This window comes from Paenibacillus sp. FSL K6-2393 (assembly GCF_038002545.1).
Classification (GTDB): domain Bacteria; phylum Bacillota; class Bacilli; order Paenibacillales; family Paenibacillaceae; genus Paenibacillus.
Map to the genome: position 1 here is coordinate 3451236 of NZ_JBBOCU010000001.1, position 19387 is coordinate 3470622.

Annotated in this window: 14 protein-coding genes; 3 read left to right on the plus strand and 11 right to left on the minus strand. The window is 44.1% G+C overall.

The window, feature by feature from the left end; genetic code table 11:
• Positions 1-104 precede the first annotated feature (104 nt).
• The 8 genes from MHI14_RS15315 to MHI14_RS15350 form a co-directional block, all read right to left on the minus strand.
• Positions 105-1277: an MFS transporter gene (locus MHI14_RS15315; protein ID WP_341130684.1), complete on the minus strand. Its 1173-nt coding sequence runs from the start codon at positions 1275-1277 to the stop codon at positions 105-107.
• Between the two features lie 24 nt (positions 1278-1301).
• Positions 1302-2120 carry a MerR family transcriptional regulator gene (locus tag MHI14_RS15320; protein ID WP_341130685.1) on the minus strand — a complete coding sequence of 273 codons (819 nt, stop codon included), beginning with the start codon at positions 2118-2120 and terminating at the stop codon, positions 1302-1304.
• Between the two features lie 253 nt (positions 2121-2373).
• On the minus strand, positions 2374-2793 hold the full coding sequence (arsC, locus tag MHI14_RS15325) for an arsenate reductase (thioredoxin) (RefSeq protein ID WP_341130686.1): 420 nt from the start codon (positions 2791-2793) through the stop codon (positions 2374-2376).
• A 38-nt stretch (positions 2794-2831) separates the two neighbouring features.
• On the minus strand, positions 2832-4127 hold the full coding sequence (locus tag MHI14_RS15330) for an arsenic transporter (protein ID WP_091034885.1): 1296 nt from the start codon (positions 4125-4127) through the stop codon (positions 2832-2834).
• 73 nt (positions 4128-4200) lie between these two features.
• Positions 4201-4527 (minus strand): ArsR/SmtB family transcription factor, encoded by a 327-nt coding sequence (locus MHI14_RS15335; protein ID WP_341130687.1) that lies wholly within the window; start codon positions 4525-4527, stop codon positions 4201-4203.
• Between the two features lie 143 nt (positions 4528-4670).
• Positions 4671-7139 carry an FAD-dependent oxidoreductase gene (locus tag MHI14_RS15340; RefSeq protein ID WP_341130688.1) on the minus strand — a complete coding sequence of 823 codons (2469 nt, stop codon included), beginning with the start codon at positions 7137-7139 and terminating at the stop codon, positions 4671-4673.
• Positions 7136-7450: an ArsR/SmtB family transcription factor gene (locus MHI14_RS15345; RefSeq protein ID WP_091030120.1), complete on the minus strand. Its 315-nt coding sequence runs from the start codon at positions 7448-7450 to the stop codon at positions 7136-7138. The genes MHI14_RS15340 and MHI14_RS15345 overlap by 4 nt, the downstream gene beginning before the upstream one ends.
• 237 nt (positions 7451-7687) lie before the next feature.
• Positions 7688-9502 carry a family 43 glycosylhydrolase gene (locus MHI14_RS15350; protein ID WP_341130689.1) on the minus strand — a complete coding sequence of 605 codons (1815 nt, stop codon included), beginning with the start codon at positions 9500-9502 and terminating at the stop codon, positions 7688-7690.
• A 352-nt stretch (positions 9503-9854) separates the two neighbouring features.
• Here MHI14_RS15350 and MHI14_RS15355 point away from each other — a divergent pair, with 352 nt between their 5' ends.
• Positions 9855-11219, plus strand: a complete 1365-nt coding sequence (locus tag MHI14_RS15355) for an alkaline phosphatase (protein WP_341131706.1) — start codon at positions 9855-9857, stop codon at positions 11217-11219.
• A gap of 26 nt (positions 11220-11245) precedes the next feature.
• Here MHI14_RS15355 and MHI14_RS15360 read toward each other — a convergent pair whose 3' ends face one another.
• Complete coding sequence (locus MHI14_RS15360; protein ID WP_276323991.1) at positions 11246-11368, minus strand: hypothetical protein; 123 nt, start codon at positions 11366-11368, stop codon at positions 11246-11248.
• Between the two features lie 362 nt (positions 11369-11730).
• Here MHI14_RS15360 and MHI14_RS15365 point away from each other — a divergent pair, with 362 nt between their 5' ends.
• Positions 11731-12171: a CBO0543 family protein gene (locus MHI14_RS15365; RefSeq protein WP_341130690.1), complete on the plus strand. Its 441-nt coding sequence runs from the start codon at positions 11731-11733 to the stop codon at positions 12169-12171.
• A gap of 107 nt (positions 12172-12278) precedes the next feature.
• A complete protein-coding gene (locus tag MHI14_RS15370; protein WP_341130691.1) occupies positions 12279-12749 on the plus strand; it encodes a ferritin-like domain-containing protein in 471 nt (156 codons plus the stop codon).
• 124 nt (positions 12750-12873) lie between these two features.
• Here MHI14_RS15370 and MHI14_RS15375 read toward each other — a convergent pair whose 3' ends face one another.
• Together MHI14_RS15375 and MHI14_RS15380 are read right to left on the minus strand one after the other, a co-directional pair.
• The gene (locus tag MHI14_RS15375) at positions 12874-13764 is read right to left on the minus strand and encodes a cation diffusion facilitator family transporter (RefSeq protein ID WP_341130692.1); all 891 of its coding nucleotides are present in this window, start codon (positions 13762-13764) and stop codon (positions 12874-12876) included.
• A gap of 338 nt (positions 13765-14102) precedes the next feature.
• On the minus strand, positions 14103-19130 hold the full coding sequence (locus MHI14_RS15380) for a golvesin C-terminal-like domain-containing protein (protein ID WP_341130693.1): 5028 nt from the start codon (positions 19128-19130) through the stop codon (positions 14103-14105).
• Between the last annotated feature and the right edge of the window lie 257 nt (positions 19131-19387).

The following is a 19387-nucleotide window of genomic DNA, read 5'->3' on the forward strand; positions in this document are numbered from 1 at the left end:
ATTCTCATTATTACTTTGTTAAACGCCAAAAAGATCTCTTCTGCAGTGAATGCTGAAGAGATCTTTTTTTATTTTACATATAACGGTCAATTGCAACTCAAAAATTACACTGGATCTGGCGTTCCAGTCCTGCTTCTCGATTTCTTAAATAGTAAGATGGCAAGAAGTAAAGCTACGCTTACAGCTCCAAAACCCAACCAATTCAAATACATGACAGATGTATGATTGATTACAAGCCCGCCTAATCCAGATCCCAATGCAAAACCAAATTGGATAAACGACGTATTTACGCTAAGGGCAATGTCAGGATTACGAGGTGCCAGTGTAACCAGATATAGTTGCTGGGCCGGAGATATACTCCACGTTGCCAACATAAAAATCATTAAAACCAAGATTAACATCATAAGATTAACTCCAGCTAGAGCAAACAAAAGAAGAGTTATGCCTTGTAACAGAAGGCCTAGACAAATTGTAAACTTTGATCCCTTTGCATCTGCCAATTGTCCGCCCACTTTTGATCCCACAAAGCTGCAAATTCCCGCGAGAAACAGAACACCGCTTATCTCGGTCATGGAAAGAGAAGACGTAGCTTGTAAGAAAGGCGTAATGTACGTGAACAGTGTCGAATAGCCGCCGATATACAATAACGTAATAAGCAAGGCAGTCAGAATGATTGGATTTTTCAAAATGGAGAGCTGCATTCGGAGGGTGATCTTTTCTTCCTCTTTGATTGCCGGAACCTTTTTGTAGATAATAAGTAATGGAAGAACACTTAACAATCCAATGATTACAAATAGAACTCTCCATCCAAACATTTCACTAAAAAATGTGCCCAATGGGACACCGAGCACTAGCGAACTGCTTAGCCCCATCAAAATGATGCCGATGGCATTGCCCCTTTTTTCTTTTTCAACCAGTCGTGTCGATACGGCCATCGCTACTACGGTAGCGATTCCTCCGCTCGCCCCTTGAATAATTCGGACCCATAGTAATGTTTCGTAAGAAAGGTTTACAAGCATAAGTCCGTTACTGGCTATAAACACACTGAGGGTGGACACCAGTAACATCTTGCGATCTATATTTATTGTAAATGCAATGAGAATCGGGGCGATAATGGCCGCTGCTAGAGCAAACACAGTCACCAGCAAACCCACTTCGGAAGTAGATACGCTTAAGTCTGCGGCGATCATTTCAATGACTCCCGTAATAATGTATTCAATGGTTCCGATCAGAAAAACAGCCAATGCCAAGATATATATGATCCATTTATTTTTCACTTTACTCCACTCCATCTTCTTCAGTTATCTATTTAGTATTGGAATTTGTATTTCTATGAATTGGGCATCTTGTTCTTGTGATAAGGGTAAATATAGTTCCCTACCAGCTCCGTTCTCCTTGATCTGATAGTTATTCTTCTCAATCCATGTAGCTAGATGAACACAGGCTTTACAGGCAAATGTGGCATTGGAACGATAAGCTATGGTGGCCATCATGGGTTCAGCAGGAAGAGTCCGCAATTGAAATGGGTCGGGAGGTGATCGCAGCTCACAGGTTAAGAAGTAACCTATCTCAAACTCGAACTCTTCCTCTTGTCCAGCGATTTCTCTCCACAAAACAACCTGTGGTCCGTGGATTAGTTGGCGCATTTCTTTTGTTAATGACTGATCAAACTGATGAAATAAACTCGGGATCTCCTCTTCCCTCCCGCACCCTGTCTGAAAAAGAAACTGCCGAGCACCTTCCTCTTTGATTCGTATTTCTTGCCCGGTTTCGACATGCCCCTCTTCCTCTATAAGCTGCATGCGTTCCTCAATTCGGACGAGTTTAGCTTGTTCCGTATCGATAATCTGCTGAATTTCGCTTCTTTTAAGCTTAAACATGCCTTGAATATTCTCCAATGTAATATGTTCCTGTAGCAGCTGTGTGATTTGTGGCAACGTAAACCCCAATTCTTTATAAATGAAGATTCGGTTGAGCTCGAGAAGCTGATCTGCGGAATAGTAACGGTAACCCGTATCTTGATCTACCTTTCTCGGCTTAAGTATGCCAATCTGGTCATAATAACGCAGTGTTTTTAATGAGACCCTGCTTAGCCTGGAAAACGCACTGATTTTGAACAATATATCATCTCCAATCAATTAACATAATGCGAGTATATAGTTTCCCGTACAGGGGAAAGTCAAGGGTATATATGCTTCTCACTTTTATAGGTAAAATCAAATACCGTCCTTGTCATTACTCTATGTTGCTGTTATGGGTAAGTCAAAGAACCGTTTCTGAATGAAACGTTCATTTTTTTTGAACAAAAAAAATGCCACTCATCGTGGCATTCTCTCGGTATTCATTAAATTGTCCTGCTCAGGCAGGTTTGTACTATTTTCCAGTTTCAGCAAATGTTTTAATGCGTTCCCCGATCTGGTCACGAACCCTTTGGAATACGGCCCATTTCTCTTGATCTGACCCTTGCGCTTTGGCAGGATCATCAAATCCCCAGTGTTCCCGCTTCACATGTGGAGGCGTCATTGGACATTTATCTGCGGCATCCCCACACAACGTGACTACGAAATCAGCATTGTTCAACAACTCTGAATCAATGATGTCCGAGGTTTGAGTCGAAATATCCAGATCAACTTCGTTCATGGCTGCAACCGCTTTTGGATTCAGACCGTGGGCCTCAATTCCTGCACTATAGATATTCCAGTCCTCACTCAGATATTTCTTGGCCCAGCCTTCGGCCATTTGACTCCGGCAAGAATTACCTGTGCATAGGAAGTACATTGTTTTTTTACTCATGTTCATCGTCTCCTCGTTACTTGAATTATAGATTGCTTTTATAAAATGCTTAACCACAGATACAGACCCACTAGCGTAATAAACAGAGTCGGAATCGTGATTATGATACCTGTCTTGAAGTAAGTACCCCATGAGATTTTGACACCTTTCGTGCTAAGCACATGAAGCCAGAGCAGCGTCGCCAGTGAACCAATCGGGGTAATCTTGGGACCCAAGTCTGATCCAATAATATTGGCGTAAATGAGCGCCTCCCGAACCGTTCCTGTAGCCGTTGTTGCATCAATGGCAAGCGCATCAATTAACACGGTAGGCATATTGTTCATCAGGGATGAAATGATTGCCGCGATAAAGCCCATACCCATTGTTGCAGCAAACAATCCTTGATCAGCCACAGCCTGAATGACTACGGCCAGCAGATCGGTCAAACCTACGTTACGTAGACCATAAATCACGACATACATACCGATGGAGAAAAATACGATGGCCCAAGGTGCTTCTTTGACAACTAATGCAGTCGGTACAGCAGAACTCCGGGAAGCCATGATCAGGAAGAATATCGCGACGATACCTGCCACAAGAGATACGGGAATTCCGATAAATTCACTGGTAAAGTATCCAATGAGAAGAACCCCTAATACCACCCATGACAACCGAAACATCTTCATATCCTTAATGGCAGTTACCGGAGGTTTTAATTCACTGGCATCAAATCGTTTGGGAATACTCTTGCGGAAAAAGAGATACAGTACACCGATACTCGCCGCCAGTGAGAACAGATTTGGAACAAACATCCTTCCTGCGTACTCCATAAACGTAATACCAAAGAAATCGGCAGACACAATGTTGACCAGGTTACTTACAACCAGCGGCAATGAAGTTGTATCCGCAATAAATCCGCTGGCGATAATGAATGGAAATACTTTTTTCTCATCGAAATTCAGTGCACGTACCATGGCTAGAACAATCGGTGTCAGAATCAGTGCGCCCCCGTCATTGGCAAAGAAGGCAGAAACCACCGCTCCCAGGATGGAGACGTAAACAAACATCCGTACACCATTGCCATGAGCGGCTTTGGCCATATGTAAGGCAGCCCATTCAAAAAAGCCGATACGATCCAGAATTAATGAGATCAGAATGATTGCAACAAAAGCAAGCGTGGCATTCCATACGATTTGTGTCACATCCCATACATCTTCCAAATTGACCACACCCACAAGTAAAGCAAGGATTGCTCCTCCGCAAGCAGACCAACCAATGGACAGGTTTTTAGGCTGCCAAATAACGAGTACAAGTGTAATCAAAAAGATGATGCAGGCTAACAGCGTAGAAAACAAAACCATATACCCCCTTTCAGTTCATCTTAATTTACATTGGTATATAATGATATGCTTATATATCGATCAAAAATTAATTACAAACAGATGTAAAGTTTTCTTTATTTAACGATTTAAGAATAGTTGCTGTATCCGGCATCAATTCCAGGACAGATGTAATATAGGGTGTATTCTCTACATTTAAAGAGTAGTATACCCACTGACCACGTTTACTTTCTTTAACCAAGCCTTGATCCTTCAGTTTGCGCAAATGTTGACTAATTCCAGGTTGTGACATGTCTAAAATCTCTACAAATTCACACACGCACCATTCACGTTCTTTGAGAAGTGTAAGGATCGTAAGGCGTGTTTTATCACCCAGCAATTTAAGCTTATCCGCTATCTCTTGCATAGAATCCATAGCACTTCCTCCTTCAATAACATATAAGTGTATGCTTATATTATAATATCAAAAAAATGAAGTCAATGTTTACTTTATGATTAAGTCCAAAAAAGCGTTGGTTCGAATTCGAATCAACGCTTTTTTGAGTTTGTGATAAATTATTAAATAAACAGATTATGATTGGCTTGTGATGCTTGTCCAAGATAATAACCGACACCACCAATTTTAACTTGGTCTATTAATTCTTCACGCTGAATTCCCATTAAATCCATGGACATTTGGCAGGCAACGATCTCTACTCCTTGTGCAATTGCGCTCTCAATTAATTCCTCCAACGAAGGCACATGATGTTTTTTCATCAAACCACGAATCATCTTCGGGCCTGCTCCGAGCATATTCATTTTGGACATGCCAAGCTTCTGGCTGCCGCGAGGTAACATCATATCAAACATACGACCGATCATGGTTTTGGATAACTTCTGCGGTTGCGGCTTACGAATAATACTCAATCCCCAAAATGTGAAAAAAAGGGTTACTTTCCGTCCACTCGCTGCTGCCCCATTTGCAATAATGAGTGAGGCGATCGCTTTATCCAGATCACCACTGAAAACAACCATCGTGCTGGCAGGATCGCTGATGGGGGAATCTGATACGGGTTGTGCTGTATTTTTAACAATGACGGACTCAATGGTACCGCCTTTCATTCTTTCCAACTGCAAGATTGTGGAACCCGACATTGTGGCCCATGCTTTGACATCTTCATAGAAGCCTGGATCGGAAGCTTTCACGCGAAGGGTTTCCCCGTTCGAGAGTTGATCCATTTTCTGCTTCACTTGTATTAGCGGACCAGGACAACTTAATCCGCATACGTTCAACTCATGATCAATACGTTGCGGCTGTGTTGAGTCAGTGGGAATAGACTTTTTTTCCTTAACGTTCACCGTAGGATCATGATGATCTTGTTTTGCAGCAGTAAAGGGAGCAGGCTTAAACTGGGCTTGACGGTATGTTTTATAACCACCACTCAAGTTTTTTACGCTAAAACCATGCTGGCGCAAAATTTGCGAAGCAGTGTAACCACGTAAGCCGACTTGACAGTATAGCCAGATTTCTTTGGATGGGTCTAATTCATCTAAACGTTGACGAAGCTCATCAACTGGAATGGAGAGTGAACCCGGTATATGACCATTTTGATGCTCGATTTCACTGCGAACATCCAGAAGTATCGACTGCTCCGGCTGACGATCAGCCAGCTGTTTATAGGTGAACGTCTGAACACGTCCAGTGATCATATTCTCTGCTGCATATCCAGCCATATTTACGGGATCTTTGGCAGAAGAATATGGTGGCGCGTAACTCAGTTCAAGTTCTGTCAAATCCCTGACATGTCCTCCGAAATGAATGGCTACAGCAATATCATCAATTCGTTTATCCACTCCATCATAACCGACTGCTTGTGCGCCTAAAATTTTACCTTGCGGAGTAAACAGCAGTTTAAGAGTAATTGCGCTTGAACCCGGATAATACGATGCATGAGAAGCAGGGTGTACGATAACGGTTTGATATTCCACGCCGAGACGCTGTAGTGTTTTCTCATTACTGCCTGTCGTGGCTGCCGTCATTCCAAATACTTTGATAATGGACGTACCTTGTGTTCCTTTATAGGTAGAAGGAAGCCCGGCGATACGGTCGGCAACAATACGACCTTGTTTGTTGGCAGGTCCGGCAAGTGGAATCGTTGCCTTCGTACCATGAATGGTTTCCGTTACTTCGATGGCATCCCCAACAGCATAGATATGTGGCACACTGCTTTCTAAAGCTTCATTTACGATAATATGTCCACGTGCACCCAGCGAAACGCCGCTATCTTTCAAAAAATAGGTGTCCGGCGTTACGCCTATCGCAAGAATAACCATGTCAGCAGTCAGCGTATGACCATCGGCAAGTTCAACCCCTATGCCCTGCTCTAGGGAATGGAATCCCTGAACACGTTTGGAAAACAGCAGATTCACACCGTGGTTCTCCATTTCCTGTGCCAATGCGGCTGCTAACTCGGGATCATATGGGGTGAGTACTTGTGCGTTCCCCTCAATCAGCGTTACATCCAGACCAGCTTCCTTTAGATTCTCAGCCATTTCTACGCCTATAAATCCACCACCTATGACGATCGAAGACTTGTTGTTAGAAGAACTCACCTGTTCTTTGATCCGATCAATATCCGGAATACTTCGCACGGTGTAAATTAGCGGATTGTCCTTACCCGGCAGATCGGGAATGATCGGTTTTGCACCTGGTGACAATATCAACTCGTCATAGCTTTCTTCATATGCACCGCGCTCCTGAGACTGTATCTTAACCACTCGCTTCTGCGAATCAATAGCTACGACCTCACTTCTTGTACGCACATCGATACAAAAGCGATCTGCCATCCCTTTTGGCGTCTGCACCAGCAGACGCTCTCGATCATCGATTGTGCCACCTATATAATAAGGTAAACCACAATTGGCAAATGAGATATAGGGTCCCTTCTCAAAGATAATAATTTCGGCATGTTCATCCAGACGGCGAAGACGTGCAGCTGCAGAAGCACCTCCAGCTACACCGCCAACAATAAGTACTTTTTTGCTCATGATTCACAATCATCCTTTTCAAACAAAGTTTTAATAATCTGTTCAACCCGTTGATCGGCAAGCACATAGTTCACTTCAAGACCATTCCGCTCCGTAGCAACAATACCTGCACTACGAAGCTTCTGGAGGTGTTGTGACACTGTAGATTGGGGAAGATCCAGACATTCCTGCATGTAAGAAACATTACATTTCTTTTTTTGCATCAATCCCCGCACAATGCATAAACGAATGGGGTGAGACAAAGCTTTCAGCAGATTAGCAGGTTCATCGAACTGTTTAATGTTATTGCTGTCAAAAGCGGGAGTGTTCACAAGTATTCCTCCTAAATCGTTATATCGTAATAATACGATTTATTGATTTGTATGTCAAATGTACTCTGGATTAATGTATTCAATTAGTCGCATACCCGCTCAAACCTAAGGTTTTGCTTGTTCCAGGTGGAAGATAAAAATGATAAAATGCCTGCCAAAACCGCTAAAAGCGACATTTGACAGACATTCATGTTGTATCAGGCCTTTATAGATAGCGATTTAATTAAACGTCTTATATTAGAGTATAACAAGCTGAATCAGTCCGTCCTTACCAAACAGAAGCGGGTCCATACATATTTCGCGGTGATAACCCTTTCCAGAGGAAAATCTGGATAGTGGCGTGACAAAACGGTGATAGGCAATCTGGTATTGACCCGTTTCGGAATCATTAAATATACAGTGATGACCTGTGCCCAGCATGCCCTTCTCGACATTTTTGCTCAGAATCGGGTATTGATAGGTAATAGGACCGTATAATTGCTCTGACGTACCGTAATTCACATGATAGTCTTCGCTGCCTGTATCATCACAGGACCACGTAAAGTGGTATAGTCCGCCCTGCTTTAACACGGTTACCGCCTCACGAAAATCATGCAAGCCTGCCAGATTGCTCATTGTGTCCTCCACTACACTTATCATGTCTTCACCAAGCTCCACAATGGCAGCATGTCCATTGCCAAATAGCAGATACGGTTTTCCATCATCTTCGACATAGACGGAGGGATCAATAGCTTGGCCCATGGTAATGCCCAGGCGTTTCAACTGCTCCATTGTGATTAAAGGCTGTGGCTCGGCCAGGAATGGACCAATTGGTGTATCTGCAACAGCAACGCCGATGGCACTCTCTCCATTCCGCATTTTGCCACAGAAATAAAAATAGAACTTTCCGCTTCGGCTGGCAATTGCCGGTGCCCAGGCATTACCGGTTGCCCAGGCGACATCCTCTGTTCCCAGATCAAGGATCATGCCTTCGTCTTGCCAATGCTTCAGGTCTGAAGAAGAAAACACCTTGAATTGTGTTCCCGACCACCCCTCAAACCCATCTGTTGTTGGATACATATAGTAACGATCCCCAAACTGTGCGACATCAGGATCGGCATATTGTCCAGGAAGCACCTGATGACCATCTCCGAAAGCCACGAGAAGCCGGCTGCACTCCTCAGCTGTGATTGGCAGGACACTTCCATGACGCTTTTGATTCGTTCCCATATCAAAATCATCATCAGGGACAATTCGGAATTCTCCGCTTCCCAGATCTGTAGTCAACAGAGGAAGATAACCCTTGCCTTCAGCAAATCGATCAACAATCAGGCACCATTCCTCCCGGTCATTGAATTTAAAGATTTGAGGTCCCTCCACACCTGCCACAGCCTCCAGTACCGGGGCTTGCAGCGTAACAAACGCCTCTTTGTCGAGAGAGTCTCCTTTTTCTACCCGTATGTTTTTGGTTGTTTCATCCTTGGAGTATCGATAATAAGCTCCATCCGCAGGAAGAATCGTTGTATCTATAATGTGATTATCCCGCTCAATGTATTTTTTCGATGCAGAAAACGTACGAAAGTCTTTTGTACGAGCGCTGTATATTTTTTGCTTTCTTTCTTGCTCTTGAGGTTCCTGCGTCGCAGAAGCCCAGAATACAAGAAACTCATCTGCCATTTCATCATACACAGCTTCTGGTGCCCAGACACATCCAGCGCCCTCGACACCTAGTGTAACGTTCCATGGGGATGACCAGTATACGAGATCGCTGGATTCCCATACAATTACGTCACGGCTCCCGGCATTAACGGCTTGAGTCCATCCTTTGCCGCTTGCGATGCGGAGATCCGTAGCAATCAGATAAAATTTATTATCCTTGACTGAACGAACCAGAAACGGGTCCCGTACCCCCTTTTCTCCAAGGTCGGAAAACAGCACAGGTGAGCCGCCATTAAGGTCCTTCCAGTGAAGACCATCCTCGCTATAAGAGAAATAAACCTGCTCTCCATCTGGTTGTTCGCCAATAAAATGTACAAAGAGATACCCATCATAATTTGGAGTTGTTTTGGTCAATGGTAAAGAGCCTCCTGAAAATGAAATTGATTTTATATTAACAGTAATATAAAAATGAAAGCGTTCTACTTATGTTGTATCATACTTCAAAAACAGCGGGATGAGTATATTTTTGTAAATTCGCATGTTGCAGATCATGTGAATTTTTCCCCGGAACCATATTGTTCTGATTGCGATGTTTGACTTGCTCCTCATGCAAAGAAATTAAAGTTATCGCCGTATTTGTTTATTTTACCTCAGGTATACAAAATTCTTGGTTTTCATTTACAAATAAATGCTAATCTTCTTAATGATGAACAAATGAATATAGATTCATGCATTCATTTTTGTTGTTGAGATATTATGAGGAGGAATCATTGTGAAATTATCCAAAAGAGTATTACCAGCGGTAGCGCTGACTCTGGCTGTATCGGCTTCCACTCTCTTGTCTGCCGGACAAGCAAGTGCTGTTCAAGCTGTAAGTGTGGAGAAAAAACAAATTAAGAACATCATCTTCCTCATTGGGGATGGCATGGGGACCTCTTATACTTCCGCCTACCGTTACATGAAAGATGATCCTTCAACGAAGGGCATGGACAAAACTGTATTTGACCCTTATCTGGTTGGGGCACAAATGACCTATCCGGATGATGATAAACAAAATGTGACGGATTCCGCTTCGGCAGCAACAGCCATGTCGGCAGGTGTGAAAACCTACAATGCGGCCATTGCGGTTGACCCTGAGCAGAAGGAAGTCAAAACCGTACTTGAGCAAGCCAAAGAAAACGGCAAGTCCACCGGACTCGTGGCTACATCGGAGATCACTCATGCCACACCAGCTGCATTCGGTGCCCATGATATCAGTCGAAAAAATATGGATGCAATTGCGGACGATTATTATGATGAGCTGATTAATGGCAAGCATAAGGTGGATGTACTTCTTGGTGGAGGGAAATCCAATTTTGTACGCGAGGGTCGTGACCTGACGAAGGAGTTCCAGAAGGCCGGATTTAGCTATGTCACGGATCGTTCCTCTCTCCTTGCTGATAAGAATCAACAAGTTCTTGGACTGTTTGCGGACGGAGGTCTGGACAAGTTGATTGATCGTACTGCTGACACTCCATCATTGGCTGAGATGACCAATACAGCGATTGATCGTCTCAGTTCGAACGACAAAGGATTCTTTCTAATGGTCGAAGGCAGCCAGATCGACTGGGCAGGACATGATAATGATATCGTTGGTGCGATGAGTGAAATGGAAGATTTCGCAGCAGCATTTCAGGCAGCTATTGATTTTGCCAAAAAAGACGGTGAAACACTTGTCGTAGCTACTGCTGACCACTCCACGGGTGGACTTACGCTTGGAAAAGACGGAGAATACAACTTCTTCGTAGACCCAATCAAAGCTGCACTTCGCACGCCAGACTTCATGGCAACACAAATTGCAAAAGGTGCTTCGGTTGAAGAAACACTGAAAAGTTATCTGAAACTGGAGTTGAAGCCGGAAGAGATTCAATCAGTGAAAGAAGCAGCCAAAAGTGCGGACGTAACAAAGATTGATAATGCCATTGAAGCAATTATTGATAACCGTTCATTTACGGGCTGGACAACAGGTGGACATACAGGTGAAGATGTTCCGGTCTATGCCTACGGTCCGGCAAGTCATCGCTTCGCCGGTTTGATCGACAACACAGATAATGCCAATATCATATTTGATATTCTCAGCAAGCACCAATAATTCGACAATAATTCAGTAGTATACGATCATCCCTTCTCTTCTTTCATCCGAAGAGAAGGGATTTTTTTCATAAAATCCTTATTGATATGCCACTCTACCTTTTTATGAACATCCTCAACCGTAGCTGTTCTATACTTGGCTTTTTTCATGACCGAAACTTGTCCATTCACTTCGAGTAAGGCGTATGCCTATTCCGAATTTGCTGATATGCATTATATCCCATGGATTTGGTTACCTTATACAAAACCACTTGCATTGAAGGGAGAGAAATCCGATTAATGCAGTTAACGATTGGTTAAGGCAGCTTGCCCACAATTATATTCTCATTGTCATTGCTGCGGTGCTCTTTTTTGCAGTCAAAGCAGTCATTGGATTCTATACGTACAAGCATTATGATAAAAAATTGGATGCACTTACAGATAAGGTGGATCGCCTTCTGGAAGAGAAGACAACGGAGTGATGCGGCTTATGGTTAAACTACAGAAGTAACAAAGCTTTGGAGGAGAATTGCATGTTAGGAAACATTCTGCTGGGTATGGTCATTCCCATTATATTGGGTGTATGGATTCTGCGTCGGAACTTTACAATCCTTATTCTATATTATCCACTTGGTGTGGCTGTAGCAGCATGCATTAACAATATCGGGTTTAATTACTTCTGGAATATTCTTCCGAATACTCATAATCAATCCTTTGCTGCTCTTCCAATGGATCTTGGAGTCTATCCGATCGCCGGCTGTCTGATGATGTATACGATTTTAGAAAAAGGCGCCAAGCCATGGTTGGCGATCCTTGTTGCATCCTTGTCGCTGACATTAATCGAATGGCTTGCCAAAATAATGGGGCATGTCATTTACTTTAATGGATGGAACATTCTTTGGACCTTTTTGTCATACCTCCTGCCATTTGTTATTGCTTATGGTTACAGTAAAATATTGAGGTATACCAAGTGAAGTTTCACTGAAACTTTCGACTAAATAAGGCCGGACATATGATATGGGTTAACGCTGATGGGCATACGTGCATATCTTAACTCATATTTGTCATGGAGGGATTCGTAATGTATGTGGCATATCCTTATGGTTACAGGTACACTTTTACTCCGGTATGGGCAACATCATCAGCCGAAGCACTTGAATTAATCAAAACGGCTGTACAGGGAGAACGAAACGATGAGATGTTCTATGATTCACTGATTCAGTTGTCACCCGATGCTACTCAGGCTGCCATCATCACGAGCATCCGCAATGATGAACGAGGACATAATCAAATGTTCCGCCAAATGTACAAGGATCTGACAGGTCAGGAGATTTCGGGTGTAAGCAGTGAGCCAGTTGAGACGGTCCCCTCTTATCTTTCCGGATTGCAAAAGGCGTTTCAGGGTGAATTGGTGGCCGTGGAAAAGTATAGAAAAATATGGTTTGGTCTCCCTTATGGCATATATAAAGACACGGTGTGGGGAATCATCCTGGACGAACAGAAACATGCGGATAAATATAACAATCTGATTACCTATAATTTGCCAAGATAGTCATGTATGGGATATATAAAGCGCGGATTCTTTTTAAGATGAAAATTGAAATCAACAAAAACCAGTGAATAAGTAAAGCTCACTGGTTTTTTTGTTTTGCCGAGTCTCTCTTAATATAAGCTTGCTATCCAATGCACTCTTTCAAAATATCAGGTTCCACATGAACGTGAACAGTGTACACGTCATGCTCCTCCATCAACTCGTTCTCCACGTCTGTACAGATATCGTGTGCTTGTTGAAGATCCAGCTCAGCATGGACTGTTATGACAACGTCTACTACAACGTTATTGCCATAGTTCCGCGCTCTCACGTCTTTAACTGTCTCTACGCTATCAATTCCGGCAATCGTTTTTTTGTACTCCTGAATCAGTTCAACATCAAAACCGTCCGTCAGATGATGTGTGGCTTCCTTGAAAATGTCCCAAGCGGTCTTGCAGATCAGGAAACCTACAATGACAGCCGTTACAGGGTCCAGCCATGGGAGGCCGAACTGGGAACCCACGATCCCAATGACAGTACCGGTGCTCACCCAGGCATCGGAAATGTTATCACGAGCTGCAGCCATGACCGCCTGACTTTTAATACGTGTAGCAAGTCTCTTGTTATAGCGATAGACCACATACATGACAACCGCGCAGAAAATGCCTGTATACGCAGCGATGATATCCGGAGATTCATATGTACCCTGAAACACTGAACCAATGGCTTCAATCAGTACTTGTAAACCTACTGCCATCATAATGAAAGAAGCAACAAGTGACGCAACGGTCTCTGCTCTCCAGTGACCATATGTATGATCTGTGTCGGCTGGGCGTTGGGCAAGCTTCAAACCGATCAGTACAGCTATTGAGGCCACAATATCGGTGGCATTGTTTAATCCATCCGCCTTGAGCGCTTCTGATCCGGCCATATTGCCAACGATCAGTTTTAATACGGTCAAACATATGTAGGCGATAATGCTGATGATAGCTCCGCGCTCCCCCAGCTTTAGATTATCGTATTTAAGTTGATCCACATGATATCCTCCTGCAATCTTCAATTCAAGCACGTGTATGATGGTACCATTGAAGATTTGTGTGGGTCTAGAGAAACGTTTTGAGTGTGACGAAACATAATCTGAAAGCGGCAATTTTTTTACGAGCATCCAAAAAAGTTGGATTTGGCAAACTTAAGTGATCAATGGGTGGTAAGAGGAAGTTGGCCGACTGCCTTCCCTTGTAACCAAACTTTCTTGCACTTAGACATAAAGAGCCGAATGGATCGTTTTGATCCACTCGGCTCTTGGTGTTATTTTGCAATCATTTGTATAACATCACTTACCGTTGTTCCACTTCCATTCATAAATCACTGCCCTTATTCAGAAAGTGTCGGTTCATCTGGTGCTTCATTGGCAAGCAGTTCCGAATCACCAGAATGCCGTTCGAACATAACAGCGTCAACCCTCGTATAGATCATATCCGCAGGAAGCGTTGGCGGGTCTACCGTTGTAGGCGTAACCCTGGTTAATCGGACATACTCGCTGCCGTCACCCGTAAAGTCGAACATTCCCAGATTAACCCAACCTGATGAGCCGACCGTTGCATCCATATAGATGACCTCGGTACCCGTTTTATGCTTCACTTCCACTTTGACATTATTATCGTTTCCCGTCGTATGGACAAGTTTGTAGATCGAGACCGTATATTTCCCTTCTGGAAACTCGCCTTTCCACGTGGCTGATGATCCTTGAACTGTTGAATAGCGGGATTTAACCCCAATTTTGTATCCGGCTAAATTGCTTTGGCTCCAAGACCCTTCTGTCGTGTATAACCCTGTTGTATTTGTACTATCGACGATAACCGTTAGGTCCCTGATCGTGATGGTCAAAGGCGGTGTGGTTAAGGTCACTCCGTCAATCGTGACAGTAGCCCATACCTCAATGTGATCCGTGTCTCCATCAAGATTAAGAAGGGTCAACACCCCACTGCTATTCACTTCAGCCAGATCCGTACGATCAACGAAATACTGCACATCAGCCTGTGTAAGATCACCGATCAAACCGTTATCTAAATAACCGGTTACGCTCAGTTGTGCGGTTTGAGTCATCTGCAGCTCGTTCCGATCGGACATGATCACAGCAGACTCCAATTGCGGTATCCTGTTTGGGTCCACCCACATGATTGCATCGGCAACGACTCTGGATTTGTTGGCCTTATTGGTTAATTCCACGTACCCGCTATCGCCTGCAGCAAAAGGATAATCTCCCAGGTGCACCCAAGTACCATTCGCTGTTGTCTCATCAACTGTCACCGTTTCGGAGCCGCCGCTGTGATAAACGGTAAATGAGGCATTTGTTGCCCAATTTTCACTCGTTGCAGTTATCTGTGGAAGCTTGTAATACACACTGTAAGTGACACTTTCCGGCAGCTCAGGCCGCCATCTCATTTTGCTTGTCGCTGTGCCGGTCGTAGATTTGGCATACACATAGTTATCATAATAATAATCGTTAGCCGTCGTATCCCTTATCCAGACGCCTTCTGTCTCCGCCTCCGTATTATCCACAATGATGGTTGAACTATCCTGCCCATCGGGTTGGACTGGAGTTTCCGATACCTGATCCGGCAGATAGAGTGTCCGCTTACGGGTCTGTTTCCCCTCCGATTCCACGTAATACGTAAAGGTTTGGGATAATTCATTCACCCGTATCGACCATTCCATCGGATAGATCGTATCTGGGACGCTCGTATACGTGGCCCCGCCATCCAAGGAATAATGGATTGTCGCTGGTTTTGTCGTTTTGGCCTGCACATAAGCATCATAAACCGTTTCGTCAGGCTTAACGATCAGCATGCCTTTAACCGCATCAATTGGACTGTGTGTATCAAAGAAATAACTTGCATCCGATGTATCTGCCGTTCTGACCTGATGCAGCGGTACATCAATATCAAGTCCCTCTACAATGATCGCAGTGATTCCCTTGCCTGAAACCGTAGCTTGAATGATTCCGCCACTCATAACTGCTTGCTCTGGTGTACCATTGTCGCGGATGATCGATACGGTATAATCCTGTGCCGGGTTGAATCCAATGATTTGTTCATTTAATTCAATTGGGGTCTGAACTTCATCTGACGATGCGTTGCTTAACCCGATGTAGAATTTATCCCCGCTCTCACCCGTTATCCAATTCAATTGAGGATGGTTGGTCTTAATAATCCCCTTGGGCATCCATAGCCAAACGTCGGAGTTACCATAAAATTGACCTGGTTTATTCCCATAAAGGTGATATTTGAACCATAAAAAATTCGTTTCAAAAACGGAAGGAAACGTAATGCTCCCGTTTGATTTCAATGATTGTTCGCTGATCAAATAATCCATCGTTTGCCCGAGTTGCCCCGGAATATGGTGATAATAGATGGATGTAGCCCCGCTTGGGCCTTCCAGAGGAAAGTCCGGTTCAAGTTGGCTAACGGCGAAGCCTTTATAATAATAACCTGGATAACTGGAATATCGTCCAATAACCGCATTATGAGCAATATCCTGCAGCAGTTCATCCCCTGTATAAAGCGACAATCTCAGCATGAATGGAGCTTCCTGAGCATTCATCCGATAATAACCGGTTGTACTTCCTGCTTCAAACGTCAGTCCGCTCGGTGAAACAAGCCAACGCTCCGCTTGAACGCCTCCGGCAATATCTTCGGGAAGCTTAAGCCTAGGATATTGAAATTTACCACTTTCCGGCCAATGGAACGACTCCGCGTAATTATATGTCTCCGGCTGAGGAATCGTAACGTTACCTTCAGGAACTGGACGAGCAACAAACATGGTTGCATACCGTTTGGCTTCCTTATAGGCGGCATCCAAGTATTTGGGATCCTGCGTTTCCTCATATAGCTCCAAGATCTCCATCCACAGCTTGCTATAATAATAAATGAACTCATTTTTACTCACATCGACAGATGCAGGCGTATCGATATGTTGCGTGATATAGCTGTCGGCTGCATCCTTCGCAGCTTGCAAATACTTCGCATCTCCCGTCATCCGATACATCATCAGGGGTTGAATGACAGGCCCCCTGTCTTTCTGATCCGGGTCACGCACAAGGTACTCTTCCTGAGCGAGTGCACCAATTCCTGCCGAAGTGCCCATCATCTGATTGACAGCGGCTACGCTTGAAACATCGAACGGCAGAGTAGCCATTTTCCATAACGAAGGCACACCGTATACTTTTTTCTGCGTTGGCGACCAACCGATACCATTTCGCGATATGCCATACTGGACGGACGGCAGTGCTCTCGTATCGTATAGCTGGTCATCTCCAGTCAAATAGTAAGCTCCCAAAAGAACCGCATTTGAGCTTGTTCGGACGCTATCTTCGTTTTCGATATCGATAAAACCCTTGGCACGGCTCCACCACCCGCTGGGTGATGGGACATAATTCACAGAGTCGTCCCCTTGCGGCTCAATTTTAAGTAGATCAATCATATTAAACATCGCGTCAGTAAGCGATTTATTTGAAACATTTTCCCGGTATGCTGAATAATCGTATTCATTGCGAAGAATATCCACGTAGGACTCATACAGATTGCTTTTTTGAGCGATTAGCCCCATATGAAATTGATAGGTGTTTTCTGCGGTCATCTGCGAGTAAGTCCCCAACTGAGGGGCGTAAAGGATTGGCTGTACGCTGCCTTCGTTGTTAACAAGGCTCATACCCAGCCGTTGTTTTGTAACGCCTCCCGTCGGCTCAAATTCAACTGGTAACTCTTCCGAAGGTACAAATACCCCATACGTCAATGGATTTCCCGCACTATCATTCTTCTCAACCAGACTCATCGGAGCGCTCAGCTCTCTCAAGCTTGTTGATTCCACTGTACCTACCATTTTGGCATGTGACCTGAATCCATTTAACACTTCATTGATGCCCGAGGCGGACTCTGTCGTGAAGGACTGATATCCAATCACATAATTGCCGTCGCGGCGAGGTGTAAAGGCAAAGGAAACATCGGGTTTATCCCCTGCCATGGACCAGTTCACTTCAAAATCGTAATCACTGCCATGTGTAGAGTCGGTTAATACCGCGGTCTGGCTGTCGGGAAAATGGACCCCGTCGAATGTAATCCAGCGTTTGTTCATCGTATCATAGTAATTGGTTCGGCTCCCCGCATTCCCGTCCAATAAAACCCATTGTTCCTCAAGTCTTTCCGATTCATTATTGATTGGAACCCAGTTCCCTGTCTCCGTGTTTTTGTAGAACATGTCACGAACGATAGATTTACCTTCATCCCATGCTGCCTCATAAAAGGTTGCCTTGTAATTAGCATTTTCGATGCTGCCTTTCTCTGTGTAACTGAGATTCGCTAAGGTACGGCTTCTTAGCGGGGGCAGCGGTGGTGCTTGTTGCCGGATATTCCCCTCGAACTTGACTGCATCGGCCCGCGTAATAATTGTACCCGTAGAAGGCTGCGTTCGAGTCAGCCTGACAAATTCGCTATCATCACCACTAAACTCATACTCCCCCAGATCCACCCATCCAACCGATGGACCTGACGAAGGTCTAAGATCCATAAACTTAACATCCGTAACCCCGTTATGAACAATCTCAATTTTCACATTACTATCTGCTTTATCCGCCCAATCCAGCTTATAGAACGATATTCTCGCCGTCCCTGCTTCCAAGCGTGGATTCCAGGTGATGCTTCTACCTACAGCGTCTGTAAATTTGGAACTGGAATTATTGTATCCCTTCACTCCTGCACTTGTCGTCCAATAAGGAGCGGAGAACCCGTTACTGACGTTTCCTGAATCAACAGTGACGACATTATCAATTGTGAGGCTCCCATCATCAATGATAATTGTCTTATGTGGCTCTTTCTGCTTTATATTCCCTTCGAACTTGACCGCATCCGCGCGCGTAAGGATTGTGTTTGTGGTGCCGGTAGACCGGGTCAATTGAACAAATTCTTCGCCAACTCCAGAAAAATAGTACTCTCCCAAATCAACCCACCCTGCTGGAGCACCAGATGAGGGTCTTAGATCCATAAAGACTACATCCGTTGTTCCATTATGAACGATCTCAATTTTCACATTGCTATCTGCTTTATCTGCCCAGTCCAGCTTATAGAACGATATTTTCGCCGTTCCTTCTTCCAAGCGTGGATTCCATGTTATCGTCCTGCCTGCTGTACTTGTATATTTGGTGCTGGAAAGATCATACCCTCTCACCCCTGTGCTTGTGGTCCAATTAGGAGCCGAATATCCATTGTTCTCGTTACCTGCATCAGGTGTCACATCATCATTGATCTTGATACTCCCGTCATCGATAATAATTGTCTGATAAGGTAAGGTCTCCGCATAAGCGGCCCTTATTCCGATCAGGCTGAAAGGGACTACGATCGTCAACATGAAAACAATGAAGAAAAACAGCTTCCTTTTGACCATACAATTCACAGCCTCTCCTCGTAATGATAACGCTTCCATAAATGCATTGCCTTTTGCTCGAATGATCGTGAAAAGCACTTAACCTTATCCTTCTGCCTAAATCCCGTTCTGTCGTTTTCATCTTAGCATGTTACGTCACGGTGAAATTTCTTTCATTTTAAGAATTTCTTATACGATTTTAAGTAAAGTAAAAAAAGAGACCTACATCCTAATTGATTGCT

Coding starts and splice junctions, on each gene's coding strand:
- MHI14_RS15360 (WP_276323991.1), bottom strand. CDS start 11,368: ATGAAAAAAGCCAAGTATAGAACAGCTACGGTTGAGGATGTTCATAAA.
- MHI14_RS15340 (WP_341130688.1), bottom strand. CDS start 7,139: ATGAGCAAAAAAGTACTTATTGTTGGCGGTGTAGCTGGAGGTGCTTCT.
- MHI14_RS15365 (WP_341130690.1), top strand. CDS start 11,731: ATGTTAGGAAACATTCTGCTGGGTATGGTCATTCCCATTATATTGGGT.
- MHI14_RS15370 (WP_341130691.1), top strand. CDS start 12,279: ATGTATGTGGCATATCCTTATGGTTACAGGTACACTTTTACTCCGGTA.
- arsC (WP_341130686.1), bottom strand. CDS start 2,793: ATGAGTAAAAAAACAATGTACTTCCTATGCACAGGTAATTCTTGCCGG.
- MHI14_RS15335 (WP_341130687.1), bottom strand. CDS start 4,527: ATGGATTCTATGCAAGAGATAGCGGATAAGCTTAAATTGCTGGGTGAT.
- MHI14_RS15380 (WP_341130693.1), bottom strand. CDS start 19,130: ATGTTGACGATCGTAGTCCCTTTCAGCCTGATCGGAATAAGGGCCGCT.